This window comes from Shewanella sp. DW31 (assembly GCF_015767295.1).
GTDB classification, from domain to species: Bacteria; Pseudomonadota; Gammaproteobacteria; order Enterobacterales; family Shewanellaceae; genus Shewanella; species Shewanella oncorhynchi.
This window is the reverse complement of sequence record NZ_JADWMP020000015.1, coordinates 43,529-63,819: the sequence shown is the minus strand read 5'-3', so window position 1 is coordinate 63,819 and position 20,291 is coordinate 43,529. Positions and strand designations below refer to the sequence as shown.

Below are 20,291 nucleotides of genomic sequence, written 5' to 3'. Positions count from 1 at the left end.
GCTGACCAGCATTGCCTTGCAATAGATACAAAAAAGCCTCCTAACGGAGGCTTTTTACTATGCGGTCAATCACACATTAACGGCGTCAACACGCTCGCGCAGTTCTTTGCCTGGCTTAAAGTGCGGGACGTATTTACCTTCCAAATCGACTGATGAACCAGTCTTTGGATTACGGCCAGTCCGCGGTGCACGATAGTGAAGCGAGAAACTACCAAAGCCACGGATCTCAATACGATCACCGCTTTCTAATGTTGTTGCCATTTGCTCCAACATTTCTTTGATTGCGCCTTCAACCTCTTTCGCCGACAGCTGCGACTGCCTGGTGGCGAGTTTTTCGATAAGTTCAGATTTCGTCATCCTAGCTATCCCCTATTATCAAGCCAAACACAGTCGCCTAATGGGGAGAGATGTCTCCCCAAACAACAGGCGATTATTTACGAGCTGCTTTAAACGCTTCAGCCATTGCATTACTAATAACAGCGTCATCTTGTTTGTTCAGAGTCGCCATTACTTCTTTCTCTTCAGCTTCGTCTTTCGCTTTGATTGACAGGCTGATAGAGCGGTTCTTACGGTCAACACCCATGAACTTAGCTTCGATTGCATCACCTACATTATAGACAGTAGATGCATCTTCGATACGCTCACGTGAAATGTCAGCTACACGGATGTAACCTTCAACAGTGTCAGCCAGTTCAACAGTCACACCTTTAGCATCAACAGCAGAAACAGTACCGTTTACGATAGTACCTTTCTTCTTGTCAGCCAAGTATGCGTTGAATGGATCATCTTCAGTTTGCTTAACACCTAAGCTGATGCGCTCACGCTCTGGATCTACAGACAGAACCACTGCATGGATTTCATCGCCTTTCTTGTATTCAGAAACTGCGTCTTCGCCAGTACCGTTCCAAGAAATGTCAGACAGGTGAACTAGACCATCGATACCACCGTCAAGACCGATAAAGATACCGAAGTCAGTGATTGACTTGATCTTACCAGAAACCTTGTCGCCTTTGTTGTAACGAGTTGCGAAGTCATCCCATGGATTAGTCTTACATTGTTTCAGACCTAGAGAAATACGACGACGCTCTTCATCGATGTCCAGAACCAGAACTTCAACTTCATCACCTAAGTTAACCACTTTAGATGGGTGAATGTTCTTGTTAGTCCAATCCATTTCAGAAACGTGAACCAGACCTTCAACGCCTTCTTCGATTTCTACGAAGCAACCGTAGTCAGTTAGGTTAGTAACGCGACCAGTTAAACGTGTGTTTTCTGGGTAGCGTTTGCTGATTTCTAACCATGGATCTTCGCCAAGTTGTTTCAGACCTAGAGACACACGAGTGCGCTCACGATCGTACTTCAGTACTTTAACGTTGATTTCATCGCCAACATTGACGATTTCTGATGGATGTTTAACACGTTTCCACGCCATATCTGTGATATGTAGCAGACCGTCAACACCACCTAAATCTACGAATGCACCGTAGTCAGTCAGGTTCTTAACGATACCCTTAACTGCTTGACCTTCTTGCAGGTTTTCTAACAGTGCATCACGCTCAGCGCTGCTTTCTGATTCGATAACTGCACGACGAGAAACAACAACGTTGTTACGCTTCTGGTCTAGCTTGATAACTTTGAATTCTAATTCTTTGTACTCTAAGTGAGCGGTGTCGCGAACTGGGCGCACGTCAACTAGAGAACCTGGTAAGAAGGCACGGATACCGTTTAATTCAACAGTGAAACCGCCTTTAACTTTACCATTGATGATACCGATTACAGTTTCAGCATCTTCATAAGCTTTTTCCAGAACGATCCAAGCTTCATGACGTTTCGCTTTTTCGCGAGACAGTTGAGTCTCACCGAAGCCGTCTTCAACAGAGTCAAGAGCTACGTCAACTTCATCGCCAACTTGAATTTCTAAAACGCCTTGAGCGTTTTTGAATTGTTCAGCTGGGATTGGGCTTTCAGACTTCAGACCCGCGTCAACCAGTACCATACCGTTTTTGATTGATACAACAGTACCACGAACGATAGAGCCTGGACGGAATTCCAGAGTTTGAAGGGATTGTTCAAATAGATCAGCAAAAGATTCAGTCATGTTTAGGTTACTTTCTTTATTAAACCACTGTCCGTCCTAGACGTGGAGTCAGTCAAATTATCCGTATCATCCTTAATACGAATACCTATCCGGTGGACTAACTTAGTTAGTGCCGGATAATTTTTGGTTGATAAAGTTAAGCGCAAGCGCTAGCACTTCATCAATACCCTTACCGCTAGTATCGATAATGAGCGCGTCATCGGCTGGGACTAAAGGAGCCACCGGACGATTCATATCGCGGTCATCACGTTCGATAATTTCACTTAAAAGGCGCTCGATATTAACATCGAAGCCCTTGTCCTGCAACTGATTATAGCGTCTTTGGGCACGCTCTTCAGCTGAGGCGGTTAAATATAATTTTGCCGGCGCACTTGGGAAAACCACTGTTCCCATGTCGCGACCATCGGCAATTAATCCTGGCGCCGTTTTAAAGGCCCGTTGGCGACGTAATAAGGCTTCTCTCACCCGTGGAAAGGCAGCGACTTTTGAAGCGGCATTCGAGCACTCTTGGGTGCGAATGTCGTTGGTGACGTCTTCACCTTCCAATATCACTTGAACCGGATCTTTATCATTGCCTGTTAGAAACTTCACATCCAGATGTGCCGCTAACAACGTGATAGACTCTTCATTTTCCAGTTCAACGTTATGATGAATTGCTGCAAGCGCAAGAACTCGGTAAATGGCACCACTATCAAGTAGTTGCCAACCTAGATGCTGAGCCAATAATTGACTAATTGTACCTTTGCCAGCACCACTTGGGCCGTCGATTGTGACTACAGGAGCCCGTTCAGACATACATTCCTCCGCAAAAAATAACCATCATCCGTGAGTTCATCAAGTGAGCCCCCGAAAATGAGCGCGCCGCATTGTACAACAAAAGACAAACAAAATCCGTGGATTTTTTATGAAGATTAGAAGCCGCACAAATACGGCTTGCTATTCTTGACATTGATGGTTGTAACAATGACGAAACAAACAGACTTAGCCTTGCAGGCTCGCAAACTGCTTAAAGTAGTCAGGGAATGTTTTAGAAGTACAATCTGGATCATTGATGGTGATACCGCAATCGGCAAATGCCAGCATAGAAAAGCACATGGCCATGCGGTGATCATTGTAGGTATCAATTTCAGCGGTGTTAATCACGGCAGGCGGGGTGATTTTAATGTAGTCATTCCCCTCTTCAACCTCGGCGCCCACTTTTCGCAGTTCAGTTGCCATAGCCGCTAACCGGTCGGTTTCTTTAATACGCCAGTTATAGATATTGCGAATAACCGTCGTGCCTTTAGCAAATAAGGCTGCGGTTGCAATGGTCATGGCAGCATCGGGAATGTGGTTCATGTCTAAGTCGACGGCCGTTAATTGGGAGCCGCGGGCAATAATATAGTCATCGCCCCACTCGATATCTGCGCCCATTTTTTCGAGCACATCGGCAAATTTTACATCGCCTTGAATACTCAAACGACCCACACCCGTGACTTTGACTTCGCCGCCCTTAATCGCCCCTGCCGCGAGGAAATACGATGCCGATGACGCATCGCCTTCTACCAGTACTTTACCCGGTGATATATAACGCTGGCCTGCAACAAGCTCAAAACGCGCGTAGTCATGGTTAATGACGTTAACGCCGAACTGCGCCATCAAGGCGATAGTAATATCGATATAAGGCTTAGAGACTAACTCGCCTTTGACATGGATATTGACGCTGCCCTTAGCAAGCGGCGCAACCATCAACAAAGCCGTTAAAAACTGGCTCGATAAATCGCCTGCAATTTCAACATCACCGCCATTAAGGCCAGTGGCATTAATCGTCAGTGGCGGGAAACCGTCATTTTTAAGATAAACAATATTGGCACCGAGTTGCCTTAAGGCATCGACTAAATCGCCAATCGGACGCTCTTCCATACGTGGTTCGCCCGTGAGAGTAAATTCACCTTGGCCTAAGGTTAAGGCGGCGCATAAGGGGCGCATTGCGGTACCCGCATTGCCTAAAAACAATTCCTGCGCGGATGCTGAGGAAATCACACCACCTAAACCATCGAGTTCACACACAGTATTGTTTTGCGATAAACGGTAGTTCATCCCTAACTGCTTGAGGGAGGCCAACATGTGGCGGATATCATCTGAGTCGAGCAGATTGGTGAGCGTGGTCGTACCTTGGGCTAAGGTGGCCAATAATAAGGCTCGATTTGAAATACTTTTTGAGCCCGGAATATTGATTTCACCGCGGACTTGCACAACAGGTTCAAGACGTAATTGCTTCATGAATAAATCTTCTTTCTCTATAGGGCGTCATCATCACGATCACGCGGACTGAATACGCAAAATGGCAACTTCACGCTACAGCGCGTCAAGTTAAGATTACAAATAAAAGGAGATTGGGGCCTTGTTGGTGCTTCGTCGTTATAAAATTACCGATTGTCGCTAAGGATTCAACCGTTTTTTCGAGAAAAATGACATTTTGGTCAGATTATTTGCTGAGAACAGTGTAAAAATAACAAAAACGCAAAATTTAAGCGGTTAATTTATGATTTAACCGTATTTTTGGCAGGCTTTTTTGCCAAGATAACTAGCGTGTAATCACAGTTTTCACTTTAATTACTTTACCTTTCCGCGCTATTCTAGCCTCCAAACGATAAATAACGCATATCTGATACGAACAATCACGTTTGCACTATAACCAGAAAGGTAGATGGAGCTATGTTTAACTCACTCATCGCAATGCCAGCAGATCCCATCCTTGGCTTGTTGACTCAGTACCGCGAAGACACCCACCCGCAAAAAGTTGATTTAGGTGTGGGCGTTTATAAAGACCCTACAGGCGTGACCCCGATCCTGAGCTGCGTGAAAAAAGCCGAGAAATTCCGTCTCGATACCGAAACCACTAAAGTGTATATTGGCCCAACAGGCTCACCACAATTCAACACCTTGATGACGGAATTAGCCTTTGGTACTGGCCACTGTGCCATTATCGCTAACCGTATCCGCACTGTATCGACCCCCGGTGGTACAGGCGCGCTGCGCGTGGCGGGTGACTTTATCAAACGCTGCAACCCGAATGCTGTGTTATGGGTAAGCGATCCAACGTGGGCAAACCATATCGGTTTATTCGAAGCGGCTGGCATTACTGTTAAAACCTATCCTTACTATGACTACGATAGCAAATCATTGAAATTTGATGAGATGCTTGCCGCATTATCGCAAGTAAGTCCTGATGATGTGGTGTTATTCCACGCCTGTTGCCATAACCCAAGCGGAATGGATTTAACCACAGAGCAATGGGATAAAGTGGTTGCCCTGACAAAAGAGCAAGGCTTTACACCACTGATTGACATGGCCTACCAAGGCTTTGGTGATGGCGTGGATATTGATGCCTACGGCGTGCGTCATATGGCGGCAGCGGTCGATAATATGATCCTGTGCAGCTCATGCTCGAAAAACTTCGGTTTGTACCGTGAGCGTATTGGTTCCTGCTCTGTGATTGCCAAAGATGCCAATACCGCCAATATCGCGCAATCTGTGCTGCTTTATGTGGTTCGCTGCCTCTACTCTATGCCACCTGCCCATGGCGCAGCGATTGTTGAGACGATTTTAGGATCGGCAGAATTAACCCAAGAATGGCTTGATGAGCTGAAAGTGATGCGCGATCGCATCAACGGCAACCGCGCCATTTTAGTGAATAAACTTAAAGCCAACGGCGTAAACCGTGACTTTAGCTTTATCGCCCGCCAAAAAGGTATGTTCTCTTTCCTTGGGGTGGCTCCAGAGCAAGTGGCGCGCCTACAAAAAGAATTCAGCATCTATATGGTAGGTTCAAGCCGCATCAGTATTGCTGGGATCAGTGAAGATAACGTTGATTACTTAGCTCAATCGATTGCTAAAGTGCTTTAAGCCGCTGAGTTTATCTGCACCGCTCACTCTGCTGTATTCCCGCAATAAAGGGATACAGCAGAGTTCATTTACCGCCTCAAGTGTTAAATTTTTCAATCATCCCACCCGATCAGTTTTGGCAGTTCATTAACCTCAGTTTCATATCCACAATATGACAAGCAAGGCCACGTCTCATTGTTCAAGCATTTATTTTTAATCGTAAAACCACATTCTAGTGATTTTGACATCGCGGCTTTATCGCAATAAGCCACAAATTGTGACCTCGGTTGGCGGATTTCCATTTCATTAATCAGGGCTGCGGCAATTTTCACTTTTTAAAGCCAAAGCCACTGAGTAGATTAGTGGTTATCATAGAACTTGTGGATATTCCGCCATGTTATTACCAGATAGATTAGTGCAAATCGTCACCAACCCGCAGCTTTCACACAAGCAAAAATCCAACTATTTAGCATTAGAAGCGGAAGCCAGTTTGCCCTATATGTCGATATCGCCCGAGGTAAAAGCGGCGATGAATGACGGTATTATTTGCGACATGTTTGAAGGCCATGCGCCGTTTAAACCACGCTATGTGTTGCCAGATTATGCCCGCTACCTTCAACAAGGCTCTGAATACTTAGAGTTATCTGCGGCAAAAAACTTGGACGAAGCCATCAATGCCTTAACGATTCTGTATCATCACGTGCCATCGGTGACCAATATCCCCGTGTATTTAGGTCAGCTGGATGACATTTTGATGCCTTTCGTTGAAGGAATGGATGTGGAAGTCCTTTATCGTAAATTAAAACTGTTCTGGATCATGCTCGACAGAACCCTGCCCGATGCCTTTATGCATGTGAATATTGGCCCTACAGATAACATCGTTTGCCGCACCCTACTGCGCATTGATGCCGAGTTAAAACAAGTTGCCCCCAATTTGACTTTTATGTACGACCCCGCCGTCACGCCAGATGAATTGTTGTTGATTGCGACCACCAATATTTGTCAGTGCAGTAAGCCACATATCGCGAATTACCCTCTGCATGCCAGTGCGTTTGATGAGCGCGGTTTTGGTATTGTCAGTTGCTACAACGCGTTGCCGTTAGCGGGCGGCGCCAATACCTTAGTTCGACTTAATCTTAAAGAAGTTGCGTTAAAGGCCAATTCTATAAACGATTTTTTTGATACTGTATTGCCAAACTACTGCTCACTCACCTTTGAGCTCATTGAAGCGCGCTCGGCATTTTTGCATCAAGAATCACACTTCTTTGACAGCTTTTTAGTTAAAGAGCAATTGATCGATGAATCGCGCTTTGCACCCATGTTTGGTATTTACGGCATGGCAGAAGCCGTGAATATTCTGCGGACATTCACTGCAACTGATGCAACGAAGTTATCTCAACGAGATCAACACACTGGCTATGGTCATCAGGCAGATGCAAATCAACTTGGCTACCGTATTTCTGCTGCGCTCGATGCCATAGTGAAATCCACACCCGTCGCCCATGGTTACCATGGGCGGGCACTACTGCATTCACAGGGCGGTATTAGTATCGACAACGATGTGACTCCTGGCGTTCGCATCCCCTATGGCACTGAACCGAATCCCATCGCCCATATTCAAGCCCTAGCGCAACATCATCAGTATTATACGGCGGGGATTAGCGATATTTTGACCATAGATGAAACCGTGAAATCCAATCCTCAAGCCATGTTCCAACTGTGTAAAGCCGCGCTTGAGTTAGGTTTTAGGGAGTTTACCGCCAATGTCGCCTCTAACGATTTAATGCGCGTGACTGGCTATATGGTAAAACGCTCAGATATTGAAGCGTTTAAACAGTGCGGCTCGCGTCTCAATACCACAGGCTTAGCCGCAGAAGCTGCGGTTAATACGGGAATATTGCAACGACAAGCACGAGTTATCGCCCATGAACACTCCCCTTGTGTCTTTAAATAGACACGCTATTGTCAGTCAGCTATTGCCCTTTTCATGCGTCGACGGGCCTGGCAGCAGGCTCGTATTATTCCTGCAGGGCTGTAACTATCAATGCAAAAACTGCCATAACCCACATACCATAGGCTTATGTGATGCTTGTGGCGATTGTGTCGCCACCTGCCCTGAAAATGCGCTGACATTGATGAGTCTCAATAATAAGCCTCACATTCAATGGGATAGTGAGCGTTGTAGCCAATGCAATACTTGTCTTACCGTATGCCCGAAACAAGCGAGCCCTAAGGTCAGTCGTTACACAGTCGAGGAGATACTGACGATTCTCCATAGTCAGCGTCACTTTATTAATGGTATTACGGTTAGCGGCGGCGAAGCGAGTCTGCAACTGCCGTTTATTATTGCGTTGTTTCAAGCGATTAAGGCCTCAAAGCCGTTATCACACCTGACTTGCATGCTCGACACCAATGGCAGTTTAAGTCTAACGGGATGGCATAAACTGCTGCCGTTTTTAGATGGCGCTATGGTGGATCTTAAAGCGTGGCAGCAAGATACCCATAGGTATATTACCGGTCGTGATAACCATGCCGTGTTCAAATCAATCCAGTTATTGGCTAAACAGCAAAAACTGTATGAGGTGAGATTGCTGCACATTCCGAGCATCACGGATTATGAGGAAGAAATAGACGCGCTAGCGACCTATTTACTTCTGCTAGGCCCAGATACACGAGTTAAGTTAAATGCCTTTCACCATCATGGTGTTGTCGATGAAGCACTCAATTGGCCAAGCTGTAAACAAGCCGATATTGAACGCTTAGCCGCAACGCTTGCAAAGCGAGGCGTAACCAATCTCGTGTTACCTTCCATATACCTTTAACGACTGCAAAGCAAAATTTGCTCATAAAGCCAGCGTAGTGCGGGATCTTTCATGCTTTGACTATGCCAAACTAGGCTGTAAGCCACTTTGCCATATTCTATGGGTAAAGATTTAATCGTTAAGCCTTGAGCTTGGCTAGCGATGGATGCCCAGCGGCGCGAGCAGGTAAAGAGCAACTCACTGTGGTGGCACATTAACGCCGCACTGCCAAAGTCTGGGACCGAAATGGGAACGGCACGTTTTTTAGATTGCTGGGCGAGCAAAATATCAAAAAAAGGCGTACTGAGATCCGTATCGGTAATGCCAATATGGCTAAAACTCAGGTAATCATCGAAGCTGATATGCGGCTGTTTAGCCAAGGGATGGGATGAATTCATCAGGCAGATCATTTCATCGCTAAACAAGGTTTCCCACACCAGATCGTCTTGAAGAGGATTAGGTTGACTCAGATCATGGGGTAACAGCACAAAGTCTAATGTACCTTTAAGCAATCCATCAAAACCAATATTGTCTTTACTGTAAATATCGAGGTGGATATTAGGAGCCAAGCTCAGAATATGGGCACTGAGCTTGGCGGCCAGCAGTTCAAAGGTGCTTTCGCGCATCGCAAGCGAAAAACGCCCCTCAAAATGTGCAGGGTTAAACGCATCCTGACTCATGATCTGATTCATATCATTGATCATCTGCTGCACGCTTGGCCCTAATCGTCTTGCCAATGGGGTTGCTACCAGTGAGTTGCCGTTACGATAGAACAGTTCATCGTTTAAACTGTCCCTGAGCTGGCTTAAGGTTTTACTGACGGATGAGGGGCTTAAACATAAACGTTCGGCGCTGGCGGTTACACTCAGGGTATCGAGCATCACATGCAAAGTGATCAAATGCTTCATACTAATCCGCGAAAGCTTGGCCAAATCCATCGGTGACATCCTATTGATTTATCGTGTACACACATCTAAAGATACGTTCTTTTAATTATGATAAACAATAACATACAACTAACCCAGCATCTTACTCAGTAATGAGCGTCAGCTCACAGGCTTTCTCAAAACGAGTGTTCTTGAAGGCATATGGTCTCAACGTCATCTTGCTTAACGCCATTGTCGATAAATTAAAGTTAACAAAAAAGCGAATGCATTTGAGCATTCGCTTTTGGGATGGCTAACTTTGGATAGCTAACTTGGAATGGCTAACTGATGATCAACATTCAATAAGCATAACGTTGATATTCAAGCAGCAAACTCTAGACGCTAAGCGTCGCAAGCTAATGAGTAACTCAATACAGCTAAGCCTAGCTATGTTTGTTTGCAAACTCATTCATAAACTTGACCAAGGCAACTACGCCATCGAGTGGCATTGCATTATAGAGGCTAGCACGCATACCACCTACGATACGATGGCCCTTTAAGGCAACGAGTCCAGCTATTTGGGCTTGCTTTAGGAACTCACTATCGAGCGCTTCGTTGACTAATTGGAAAGTCACGTTCATTTGTGAGCGGTTCGCTGCAACAACCCCATTACGGTAGAAAGCATTACCATCAATGCATTGATATAACATCTGCGCTTTTTGTTGATTAATTTTTGCAATACTCGCAATGCCGCCAATGGACTTAAGCCAAGCAAAGACTTCAGCGGCGAGATACCAAGCAAAGGTTGGCGGTGTGTTGAACATAGAATCATGCTCAACGGCTAAACGATAGTCCATGATGGACGACTGCACTAAACTCGGCAGTTTGAGCATGTCATCACGCACTATCACTATCGACAGACCCGATGGACCTATGTTCTTTTGTGCGCCAGCGTAAATCAAACCGTAGCGGCTGACGTCGATTTCACGTGACATAATGGTTGACGATAAATCGGCAACAATTGGCCAAGGTGAGTCTAATTCGTCAAAAATTTCGATACCATCTACTGTCTCATTTGGACAGTAGTGAACATAGCGATAATCGGCATCAATTTTATGTAAGTCAGGTAAGACAACCGCATTGAGTCCATTGTATTTTTCAACAATATTCAGACTATCAATCTGTGCTTCACCCACGAGCTTTTGTGCTTCGGCTAACGCGGCAGATGACCATTGACCACTGACTAAATACAGGGCTCGGCCATGATTACCTAAAAAATTATTCACAACAGCGGAGAACTGTCCACGACCACCGCCGTGCATAAATAGCACATGGTAATTTGTGGGGATCTGCATCAGTTCACGTAAATCGGACTCGGCTTGTTGTGTAAGCGCTATGAACTCTTTACTTCGGTGGCTGATTTCCATCACGGAAACGCCTTGGCCATTCCAATCAAGTAATTCCTGTTGTGCTTTTTTCATTACCGCTGCGGGTAACATTGCAGGTCCAGCACAGAAATTATAAATCGCGCTCACTGACACTCTCCTTAATCCCAACCATGATGTAGGTATTGATAAATACGAAACCATTCTAAAATGAACAATGCTACCAACAATCAATGCCATTAAAAAAACGAGCGTCCAATTGGACGCTCGTTAATATGACACTTAATTACTCTTCGTCTTGCTCATCATCAGCAAGCTCGTCTTCATCTTCGTCCAACTCTTCTTCGTCATCCAGCGCTTCTTCAAGCGCCTCGTCGGCTAATTCGCCTTCGATAATGACAGGAACAATCGGTAAACCGTTTTCATCCAGCTCGACTTCATCTTCTTCAGTTTGGATTTCGTCGATACGTTGTAGGCCGACCACTTTCTCGTCGCCCGCAGTGCGGATAATCGTTACACCTTGAGTGTTACGGCCAATGATAGACACGCCGCTCGCAGGTGTACGCACTAAGGTACCTTTATCACTGATGAGCATCAGTTCGTCGTTAAGACCGACTTGAACAGCCCCAACAACTGCGCCGTTACGTTCGCTCACCTTGATAGAAACCACACCTTTAGTCGCACGGCTCTTCGCTGGGTATTCAGACAGTTGCGTCCGTTTACCGTAACCGTTTTCAGTCACAGTCAGAATCGCGCCATCGCCTTTGGGTACGATAAGCGACACGACTTTCTGACCTTCTTCTAAACGAATACCACGAACGCCTGTTGCAGTACGGCCCATAGGACGTAAGGACAAGACTTCTTCGCCGGTTTCAGGATCGGTTTTCACTTCGCCTGTTTCAGAATCACGTACTTTCTCACCAAAGCGAACCACTTTACCTTCGTTCGAGAACAACATGATTTCGTCATCACCGTTAGTGATATCGACACCGATCAGTTGGTCACCGTCTTTGAGGTTAACGGCGATAATGCCGTTTGCACGTGGGTTGCTATAAGCAGTTAGTGCGGTTTTCTTCACAGTACCGTGAGAGGTCGCCATGATGATGTACTTGTCCGCCGCGTATTCACGTACTGGCAGAATCGCAGTAATGCGCTCGCCATCAGATAACGGCAGCAAGTTAACAATTGGACGACCACGGGCCGTACGGCTCGCTAATGGCAGTTGATAAACTTTGAGCCAGTACATCTTACCAAAATCAGAGAAGCACAAAATGGTATCATGGGTATTGGCAACTAACAGCTTCTCGACGAAATCTTCGTCTTTCACTTTCGTCGCGGCTTTACCTTTACCACCACGGCGCTGGGCTTGGTAATCGGTCAATGGTTGATACTTGGCATAACCTAAGTGCGACAGTGTTACCACAACGTCTTCTTCGTTGATCAAGTCTTCAAGACTCATATCGACTTCGTTGGCATTGATCACTGTACGGCGCGCATCACCATATTCTTCAAGGATTTGAACTAATTCTTCCTTGATTACTTCCATCAAACGCTCAGGACTGCGCAAAATAAACAGCAGACCAGCGATAAATTCGAGCAGTTCTTCGTATTCGGCGATGATCTTATCGTGCTCAAGACCGGTCAAACGGTGTAAACGCAGTTCCAGAATGGCCTGAGCTTGTTGCTCAGTCAGGAAGTATTGACCGTCACGAATACCGTATTGTGGCTCTAACCACTCTGGACGCGCGGCGTCATCGCCCGCTTTTTCCAGCATGCCTTGAACGTGGCCTAATTCCCAACCTTGCTCAACCAATTTCACTTTGGCATCCGCAGGCGTGGGTGAGGCTTTGATCAGTGCAATAATCGGATCAATGTTAGCCAGTGCAACCGCCAGCGCTTCCAAAATATGGGCACGCTCACGGGCTTTACGCAGTTCGAATACGGTACGACGCGTCACTACTTCACGGCGATGCAAAATAAAGCATTCGAGCATTTCTTTAAGGTTAAACAGTTTAGGCTGACCATTGGTCAGGGCCACCATGTTAATTCCGAAAGAACACTGCATTTGCGTTTGAGCATAAAGGTTATTGAGTACAACCTCGCCCACTTCACCGCGCTTAATTTCGATAACGATACGCATACCGTCTTTATCAGACTCGTCGCGTAGACCGCTGATCCCTTCAAGCTTTTTATCTTTAACCAGCTCGGCAATCTTCTCGATTAAACGGGCTTTATTCACTTGATACGGGATTTCAGTGACGATAATGCGCTCACGGCCATTATCTTCGGTTTCCACATCTGCCAGAGCACGCATGATCGCGCGGCCACGGCCAGTTTTATAGGCATCAATAATGCCTTTACGGCCGTTGATAATCGCTGCTGTGGGGAAATCCGGACCTGGAATGTATTCCATCAACTGTTCAATCGACAGTGAAGGTTCTTCAATCAATGCCAAACAGCCCTTCACCACTTCTGTTAAGTTGTGGGGTGGGATGTTGGTTGCCATACCCACGGCAATACCCGATGAACCGTTAATTAACAGGTTAGGTACGCGTGTAGGTAATACAGCTGGGATCTGTTCTGTGCCGTCGTAGTTAGGGACGAAATCCACTGTCTCTTTTTCAAGATCAGCCAGTAATTGGTGCGCCAACTTATCCATACGGATTTCGGTATAACGCATTGCCGCCGCTGAGTCACCGTCGACCGAACCGAAGTTACCTTGGCCGTCTACTAAGGTGTAACGCAGTGAGAATGGCTGGGCCATACGGACGATAGTGTCATAAACAGCAGAATCACCATGGGGGTGATATTTACCGATGACGTCACCGACCACACGGGCTGATTTTTTGTAAGGCTTGTTCCAATCGTTCTTCAATTCACTCATGGCAAACAGAACGCGGCGATGAACCGGCTTTAAACCGTCGCGCACGTCTGGTAATGCACGTCCCACGATAACGCTCATGGCGTAATCAAGGTACGAATTCTTTAGTTCGTCTTCGATATTAATTGGCGAAATAGATGATGCCAGATCAGTCATAAACTGCTCGTTCCCCTGAAAAATAGCCGACAACGTATAATCCGTATCATTGCCTAGCCCAAAAACGTGATTTGGCATTCTAACACAGTTATTTAATGTCGCCAGACCTATCATTATCGAATTGAGAGTCTGGTGGCTTAATAGATGAAAACACTGTCAATTTGGTCGTTTGTGCGATAAACAAGCGTTGAAATTCACGGCTTACGATGAGGAAAAATCGCCAAAGGGATAAAGTAAAAGGTCGATACGGAGCACAACAATTAACATAAAAGCAGATAACTGCTGAAAATTCACTCAACCACAAGGGCTTAGCTCAGTCGAGCACTTTGTTTATCAAACATAGTCGTTATAATAGCCGCACAATACAGCTTCTTCAGGTAATAGCATGCATCAGAATACCAATGTAGACCCACAGGAAATCGCAAAGTTTGAACGTATGGCCGAAACTTGGTGGGATCTCAACGGCGAATTTAAGCCGCTGCATCTATTGAACCCGCTGCGCTTAAACTATATCGATCAAACCGCAGGTGGTATTTTCGGCAAGAAAGTGCTCGACGTTGGTTGCGGCGGCGGGATTTTATCTGAAAGCATGGCCCGTATCGGTGCCGAGGTTGATGGTCTCGACATGGGTGATGAGCCCTTAGAAGTCGCGCGCCTGCATGCCCTCGAAACGGGCGTGAGCATTAATTATGTAAAAAATACTGCCGAGGCCCACAGCCAAGATCATCAAGCCTATTACGATGTGGTGACCTGCATGGAAATGCTCGAACATGTACCCGATCCACAATCTGTGATCAAGGCTTGCTGTGACATGGTTAAACCCGGTGGTCATGTGTTTTTCTCCACCATCAACCGCAACATTAAATCCTACGTGCACACCATTTTAGGTGCGGAATATTTGCTAAAAATGCTGCCAGTTGGCACCCACGAGCATAAAAAATTCATTAAGCCTTCGGAGCTGATTGAGCTAGTAGATAATACCGATCTTATCTGTACCGATGCCTTAGGGGTAAGCTACAACCCATTGACGGGCATTTTTAAGTACACGCCAAAGGTTGATGTGAATTACATGATAGCGACGCGTAAGGTTGATTAATATGAGTCTGGCACAGATCCAAGGCGTACTGTTCGATCTCGACGGCACCTTAGCCGATACCGCGCCGGATCTGGTGCAAGCCCTCAATTTAAGTCTTCAGGACGTCGGCATCGCCGCGCAGCCGTTAGCGGCCATGCGCTACGCCGCATCCCACGGCAGTTTTGCTTTAGTCGATGCGGCAATACCCAATGCAGCGGATGATCTTCGTACTCAAGTTCAGCAAGGGCTGCTCGCCCACTATCAGCGCATTAATGGCGATCACTGTGCGCTATTCACAGGCATTGCTGCATTACTCGACTGGCTCGAGTTAACGCAACTGCCGTTTGGGGTGATCACCAACAAGCCTGCCCGCTTTACCCGTCCCTTATTGCGAAAACTGAATTTACACTTACGTATGCCCGTTATCATCAGTGGCGATTCAACCAAACACGCTAAACCCCACACAGCACCTATGCTGTTAGGCGCACAACAGCTGAACTGTGCTCCAGAGCACATTTTGTATCTTGGGGATGCCGAGCGAGATTTGCTCGCGGCCAAGGCTGCTGGCATGTTAGGCGGCGTGGCCCTATGGGGTTATCTGGGCGTGAACGACAAGCCGTTGCAATGGCCAGCGCACGCGCATTTTGCGAGCCCAACTGAGCTACATCAAGCACTAATCGAAGCATTGGCTTAACAACATCAACCAAAAACAGCGCCTACAATGCTCACGAATAAGGCATCCAATACGTAACTTCACTGACGAACATCAGTGTGTCAGCATACTATTTATGACCCACGGAAAAAGTCAGGCGGATAAAAGATCGGCACTCGTGAGCGATCGCGATCTAAAGAAAAGATCGCCTAAAAATCCCCCATGAGTGTGACACGCTAACCTGAAATTGAGCTTCAAGGTTAGTCGTTACTAACGCAAAATTTTATCCTCACGTTATCCACAAGATGTCCCCTGAATTCAGACTTGCAAATAGGGGCAAACCTCACTATCTTGTATCCCATATAATTTAAAACACCATATCTTGTGTATAGGTAACAATCAGACACACTAGAAGCTCGCCGCTTAATTGACTCGTTTGTAACCAGTCAGCTGTATTTAAGGGACGATTATTGATTGTTTTACAAGGATACGTACGGTGATTTTGCTCACCTAAATACATATAAGAACCAAGGCCTATCTCCAAATGAATAGCACTATGACAGTCACAAAACGCTGTGGCGATCGTGAGAATATCGATCTCGAAAAAATACACCGCGTAATTACTTGGGCAGCCAAGGGATTAAAAAACGTTTCTGTTTCGGAAGTTGAACTTCGCTCGCACCTACAGTTTTTCGATGGCATCCCAACCGAAGCTATCCATGAAACCATTATCAAGGCTGCGGCGGATTTAATTTCTCCAGAATCACCGGACTATCAGTTCCTCGCTGCCCGTTTAGCGGTGTTTCATTTGCGTAAGAAGGCCTTCGGTCAGTTTGAGCCGCCCGCATTGTATGCTCACGTGACTAAGTTGGTTGAGCTAGGTAAATACGATCAACACATTTTAAGAGATTACACTCGCGAAGAGCTGGATGTGATGGATACCTATATCGACCATTGGCGCGATATGGACTTCTCTTACGCAGCGGTAAAACAGCTTGAAGGCAAATATTTAGTTCAAAACCGTGTGACCCACGAAATCTATGAGAGCGCGCAGTTCCTTTACATTTTGGTCGCGGCTTGCTTGTTTGCCCGTTATCCAAAAGAGACGCGCCTGAAATACGTTAAAGATTTCTATGACGCGGTATCAACTTTTAAACTGTCGCTGCCAACGCCAATTATGGCCGGTGTGCGCACCCCAACGCGTCAGTTTAGCTCTTGCGTACTGATCGAATGTGGTGACAGCTTAGATTCTATCAACGCGACCGCTTCGTCTATCGTGAAATATGTCAGCCAACGTGCGGGTATCGGTATTAACGCTGGTCGTATTCGCGCCTTAGGTAGCCCAATCCGTGGTGGTGAAGCCTTCCACACAGGTTGTTTACCTTTCTATAAGTATTTCCAAACCGCAGTGAAGTCGTGTTCTCAAGGCGGCGTGCGTGGCGGTGCTGCGACCCTGTTCTACCCTATTTGGCACTTAGAAGTCGAATCTCTGCTGGTATTGAAAAATAACCGCGGCGTCGAAGACAACCGTATCCGTCATTTAGACTACGGTGTGCAGTTAAACAAAATCATGTATCAACGTCTGATCAAAGGCGAAAACATCAGTTTATTTAGCCCATCTGACGTACCTGGCTTGTACGATGCTTTCTTTGAAGATCAAAACGAATTCGAACGTTTATATGTGCAATATGAGCAAGACAGCAGCATTCGTAAGAAAACCATAAAAGCAGTTGAGCTGTTTTCACTGATGATGCAAGAGCGTGCCTCAACGGGCCGTATCTACATTCAGAACGTGGATCACTGCAACACTCACAGCCCGTTCGATTCAAAAGTTGCGCCGATCAGACAGTCTAACCTGTGTCTTGAAATCGCCCTGCCGACTAAACCATTGAACAACATCGATGATCCAGAAGGTGAAATCGCGCTTTGTACGCTGTCAGCACTTAACTTAGGTTCTATCAAAGAATTATCTGATATTGAGCCATTAGCCGACCTCGCCGTACGCGCACTGGATAATCTATTGGATTATCAAGATTACCCTATCAAGGCTGCTCAAATTGCCTCGATGAATCGCCGTACTTTAGGCATAGGCGTGATCAACTTCGCTAACTATTTAGCGAAAAACGGCATGAAGTATTCCGATGGTAGCGCGAACGCTTTAACCCACAGAACCTTCGAAGCGATTCAGTACTATTTACTGAAAGCCTCAATGAACTTAGCCAAAGAGCAAGGTGCGTGTCCGTTATTCCACGAGACCACTTACTCTCAAGGTATTTTGCCAATCGATACCTACAAACGTGACTTGGATAAAATTTGTGCCGAACCATTGCACTTAGACTGGGAATCACTGCGTAGCGATATCAAGCAATATGGCCTGCGTAACTCAACGCTGTCGGCATTAATGCCATCAGAAACCTCGTCGCAAATCTCCAATGCGACCAATGGTATTGAGCCACCACGTGGCCTTATCAGCGTGAAATCGAGCAAAGACGGTCAGCTAAAACAAGTGGTACCAGATTTCGATACACTGAAAGATAGCTATGAATTGCTGTGGAAAATGCCAAGCAACGACGGTTACTTACAGTTAGTGGGTATTATGCAGAAATTCGTTGACCAAGCGATTTCAGCTAACACTAACTACGATCCTTCACGTTTTGAAGGCCGTAAAGTACCCATGCAAACCCTGCTGAAAGATTTGCTCAATGCTTACAAGTTAGGTGTTAAAACGCTTTACTACCATAACACTCGCGATGGTGCGTCGGATTCACACGATGACATCACCAATTTAGAGAAAGAAGATGACGGTTGCGCCGGCGGCGCATGTAAAATCTAGTCTTTAACTTTAACGTTAACGGTTTTATAGGGATCCCTATCTTAGTGGATCCCTATCCATTGGAAAAATAGCACCATGGCCTACTCTACCTTCTGTCAAACACCCAACGATGCCACCCGTGAACCTATGTTTTTAGGTCAATCGGTCAACGTGGCTCGTTACGATCAACAAAAATATGAAGTGTTCGAAAAACTGATAGAAAAGCAGTTATCTTTCTTTTGGCGCCCGGAAGAAGTAGACGTCAGTCGCGATAAGATTGACTACGGTGCATTGCCTGATCATGAAAAACATATCTTTATTTCGAACCTGAAATACCAAACCCTACTCGACTCGATTCAAGGCCGCTCACCCAATGTGGCCTTTTTGCCGCTGGTGTCACTGCCTGAATTAGAAACCTGGATTGAGACTTGGTCTTTCTCTGAGACGATTCACTCGCGCTCATACACCCACATCATTCGCAATATCGTTAACGATCCTTCAGTGATCTTCGACGATATTGTTGTGAACAAAGAAATCTTAAGCCGTGCGACCGATATCGCCGCTTATTACGATCACTTGATCCAACTGACTCAGATATTCCATTTACTCGGTGCAGGAACCCATGTTATCGATGGCAAAGAAGTCATAGTCAATACCCGCACCCTGAAAAAAGCCTTGTACCTGTGCATGATGTCAGTCAACGCCCTAGAAGCGATTCGTTTCTATGTTAGCTTTGCCTGCTCATTTGCCTTTGCTGAACGTAAGCTCATGGAAGGTAACGCGAAAATCATTCGCTTAATCGCCCGTGATGAAGCCTTACACTTAAACAGCACTCAGCATATTTTAAGCATCATGCAAGGCGGTAAAGACGATCCAGAAATGGGTGAAATTGCTGCAGAATGCCAACAGGAAGCTTTCGATTTATTCTTCAAAGCCGCAGAGCAAGAAAAAGAATGGGCCAAATACCTGTTCAAAGACGGCTCTATGATAGGTTTGAATGAACAGATCCTGTGCCAATACGTTGAGTTTATTACTAATCAACGCATGAAGTCGGTGAATCTACCGCAACCATACCCAGAAATTACCAATCCATTACCTTGGATGAAAAACTGGTTAGAAAGCGATGCAGTGCAAGTTGCACCACAGGAAGTTGAAGTCTCTTCATACCTTGTCGGCCAAATCGACTCCGCGGTTGATGGTGATGAGTTCCTCGACTTCGATCTATAAGACACTTAAAAGTGACGTTACAAAATGGCATTAAAACAGTGACATCAAAAAAACGGCCACAAAATCTGTTTGCGAAGGCGCCAATCGTGCGCCTTCAAGGTCAACCTGTGTTGCTCTTTACCGAGCAACAAGGCACTTTGCTGCAAGCGCTCGAAGCCAAAAAAGTCAAAATCTTCTCAGAATGTCGCAACGGTTTCTGCGGTGCCTGCAAAACACGCGTCATCAGCGGAAAAGTCAGCTACTTAAACGAACCCTTAGCCGAACTCAAACATGATGAATGTTTGCCCTGCTGCTGTGTACCAACCGAAGATTTAGAGCTGGATCTATCACCTGAAGGTGCAGCTGTGGTCACCTATTCGTGTCAATCGAATCAGAATAAAGCCAGTTTAGCAAAGTCAAAGCAAACACAAAATGTAGCAAGTGACACACGCACGCAGAAACAGGCAGTGTTTGAAGACTCATAACGGCAAG

Annotated in this window: 14 protein-coding genes and 1 pseudogene; 8 read left to right on the top strand and 7 right to left on the bottom strand. The window is 46.0% G+C overall.

Annotated features, from left to right (window positions below):
* Positions 1-69: 69 nt before the first annotated feature.
* The 4 genes and pseudogenes from ihfB to aroA form a co-directional block, all read right to left on the bottom strand.
* Positions 70-357 carry an integration host factor subunit beta gene (gene ihfB / locus GWI56_RS13555; RefSeq protein ID WP_006081718.1) on the bottom strand — a complete coding sequence of 96 codons (288 nt, stop codon included), beginning with the start codon at positions 355-357 and terminating at the stop codon, positions 70-72.
* Positions 358-430: 73 nt separating this feature from the next.
* Positions 431-2,101: pseudogene (rpsA, locus tag GWI56_RS13550) on the bottom strand (30S ribosomal protein S1); the annotation flags it as partial.
* A 99-nt stretch (positions 2,102-2,200) separates the two neighbouring features.
* The gene (gene cmk, locus GWI56_RS13545) at positions 2,201-2,893 is read right to left on the bottom strand and encodes a (d)CMP kinase (RefSeq protein ID WP_028759874.1); all 693 of its coding nucleotides are present in this window, start codon (positions 2,891-2,893) and stop codon (positions 2,201-2,203) included.
* A 186-nt stretch (positions 2,894-3,079) separates the two neighbouring features.
* On the bottom strand, positions 3,080-4,360 hold the full coding sequence (gene aroA, locus GWI56_RS13540) for a 3-phosphoshikimate 1-carboxyvinyltransferase (RefSeq protein WP_198573178.1): 1,281 nt from the start codon (positions 4,358-4,360) through the stop codon (positions 3,080-3,082).
* A 435-nt stretch (positions 4,361-4,795) separates the two neighbouring features.
* Between aroA and GWI56_RS13535 the strand changes: the two genes are divergently transcribed.
* The 3 genes from GWI56_RS13535 (at position 4,796) to GWI56_RS13525 (ending at position 8,787) form a co-directional block, all read left to right on the top strand.
* Positions 4,796-5,986: an amino acid aminotransferase gene (locus tag GWI56_RS13535; RefSeq protein ID WP_198573177.1), complete on the top strand. Its 1,191-nt coding sequence runs from the start codon at positions 4,796-4,798 to the stop codon at positions 5,984-5,986.
* A gap of 373 nt (positions 5,987-6,359) precedes the next feature.
* A complete protein-coding gene (locus GWI56_RS13530) occupies positions 6,360-7,919 on the top strand; it encodes a YjjI family glycine radical enzyme (RefSeq protein ID WP_198573176.1) in 1,560 nt (519 codons plus the stop codon).
* On the top strand, positions 7,891-8,787 hold the full coding sequence (locus tag GWI56_RS13525; RefSeq protein ID WP_198573175.1) for a YjjW family glycine radical enzyme activase: 897 nt from the start codon (positions 7,891-7,893) through the stop codon (positions 8,785-8,787). The genes GWI56_RS13530 and GWI56_RS13525 overlap by 29 nt, the downstream gene beginning before the upstream one ends.
* Here GWI56_RS13525 and GWI56_RS13520 read toward each other — a convergent pair.
* From GWI56_RS13520 to gyrA, 3 genes are all read right to left on the bottom strand, one after another.
* A complete protein-coding gene (locus GWI56_RS13520; protein WP_198573174.1) occupies positions 8,784-9,704 on the bottom strand; it encodes a LysR family transcriptional regulator in 921 nt (306 codons plus the stop codon). The genes GWI56_RS13525 and GWI56_RS13520 overlap by 4 nt on opposite strands.
* 371 nt (positions 9,705-10,075) lie before the next feature.
* Positions 10,076-11,167 (bottom strand): 3-phosphoserine/phosphohydroxythreonine transaminase, encoded by a 1,092-nt coding sequence (gene serC, locus GWI56_RS13515; RefSeq protein ID WP_198573173.1) that lies wholly within the window; start codon positions 11,165-11,167, stop codon positions 10,076-10,078.
* Positions 11,168-11,303: 136 nt separating this feature from the next.
* The gene (gene gyrA / locus GWI56_RS13510; RefSeq protein WP_028759867.1) at positions 11,304-14,054 is read right to left on the bottom strand and encodes a DNA gyrase subunit A; all 2,751 of its coding nucleotides are present in this window, start codon (positions 14,052-14,054) and stop codon (positions 11,304-11,306) included.
* A gap of 385 nt (positions 14,055-14,439) precedes the next feature.
* Between gyrA and ubiG the strand changes: the two genes are divergently transcribed.
* From ubiG to yfaE, 5 genes are all read left to right on the top strand, one after another.
* Positions 14,440-15,150 carry a bifunctional 2-polyprenyl-6-hydroxyphenol methylase/3-demethylubiquinol 3-O-methyltransferase UbiG gene (gene ubiG / locus GWI56_RS13505; RefSeq protein ID WP_028759866.1) on the top strand — a complete coding sequence of 237 codons (711 nt, stop codon included), beginning with the start codon at positions 14,440-14,442 and terminating at the stop codon, positions 15,148-15,150.
* 1 nt (position 15,151) lies between these two features.
* The gene (locus tag GWI56_RS13500; protein WP_198573172.1) at positions 15,152-15,823 is read left to right on the top strand and encodes an HAD-IA family hydrolase; all 672 of its coding nucleotides are present in this window, start codon (positions 15,152-15,154) and stop codon (positions 15,821-15,823) included.
* A gap of 502 nt (positions 15,824-16,325) precedes the next feature.
* A complete protein-coding gene (gene nrdA / locus GWI56_RS13495; RefSeq protein WP_198573171.1) occupies positions 16,326-18,614 on the top strand; it encodes a class 1a ribonucleoside-diphosphate reductase subunit alpha in 2,289 nt (762 codons plus the stop codon).
* A 75-nt stretch (positions 18,615-18,689) separates the two neighbouring features.
* Complete coding sequence (gene nrdB / locus GWI56_RS13490; RefSeq protein WP_028759863.1) at positions 18,690-19,820, top strand: class Ia ribonucleoside-diphosphate reductase subunit beta; 1,131 nt, start codon at positions 18,690-18,692, stop codon at positions 19,818-19,820.
* 38 nt (positions 19,821-19,858) lie between these two features.
* On the top strand, positions 19,859-20,284 hold the full coding sequence (yfaE, locus tag GWI56_RS13485; RefSeq protein ID WP_173497904.1) for a class I ribonucleotide reductase maintenance protein YfaE: 426 nt from the start codon (positions 19,859-19,861) through the stop codon (positions 20,282-20,284).
* The last annotated feature ends 7 nt before the right edge of the window (positions 20,285-20,291 follow it).

Coding starts and splice junctions, on each gene's coding strand:
- GWI56_RS13535 (WP_198573177.1), top strand. CDS start 4,796: ATGTTTAACTCACTCATCGCAATGCCAGCAGATCCCATCCTTGGCTTG.
- nrdB (WP_028759863.1), top strand. CDS start 18,690: ATGGCCTACTCTACCTTCTGTCAAACACCCAACGATGCCACCCGTGAA.
- cmk (WP_028759874.1), bottom strand. CDS start 2,893: ATGTCTGAACGGGCTCCTGTAGTCACAATCGACGGCCCAAGTGGTGCT.
- GWI56_RS13500 (WP_198573172.1), top strand. CDS start 15,152: ATGAGTCTGGCACAGATCCAAGGCGTACTGTTCGATCTCGACGGCACC.
- GWI56_RS13530 (WP_198573176.1), top strand. CDS start 6,360: ATGTTATTACCAGATAGATTAGTGCAAATCGTCACCAACCCGCAGCTT.
- GWI56_RS13520 (WP_198573174.1), bottom strand. CDS start 9,704: ATGGATTTGGCCAAGCTTTCGCGGATTAGTATGAAGCATTTGATCACT.
- gyrA (WP_028759867.1), bottom strand. CDS start 14,054: ATGACTGATCTGGCATCATCTATTTCGCCAATTAATATCGAAGACGAA.
- GWI56_RS13525 (WP_198573175.1), top strand. CDS start 7,891: ATGAACACTCCCCTTGTGTCTTTAAATAGACACGCTATTGTCAGTCAG.
- ihfB (WP_006081718.1), bottom strand. CDS start 357: ATGACGAAATCTGAACTTATCGAAAAACTCGCCACCAGGCAGTCGCAG.
- ubiG (WP_028759866.1), top strand. CDS start 14,440: ATGCATCAGAATACCAATGTAGACCCACAGGAAATCGCAAAGTTTGAA.
- nrdA (WP_198573171.1), top strand. CDS start 16,326: ATGAATAGCACTATGACAGTCACAAAACGCTGTGGCGATCGTGAGAAT.
- aroA (WP_198573178.1), bottom strand. CDS start 4,360: ATGAAGCAATTACGTCTTGAACCTGTTGTGCAAGTCCGCGGTGAAATC.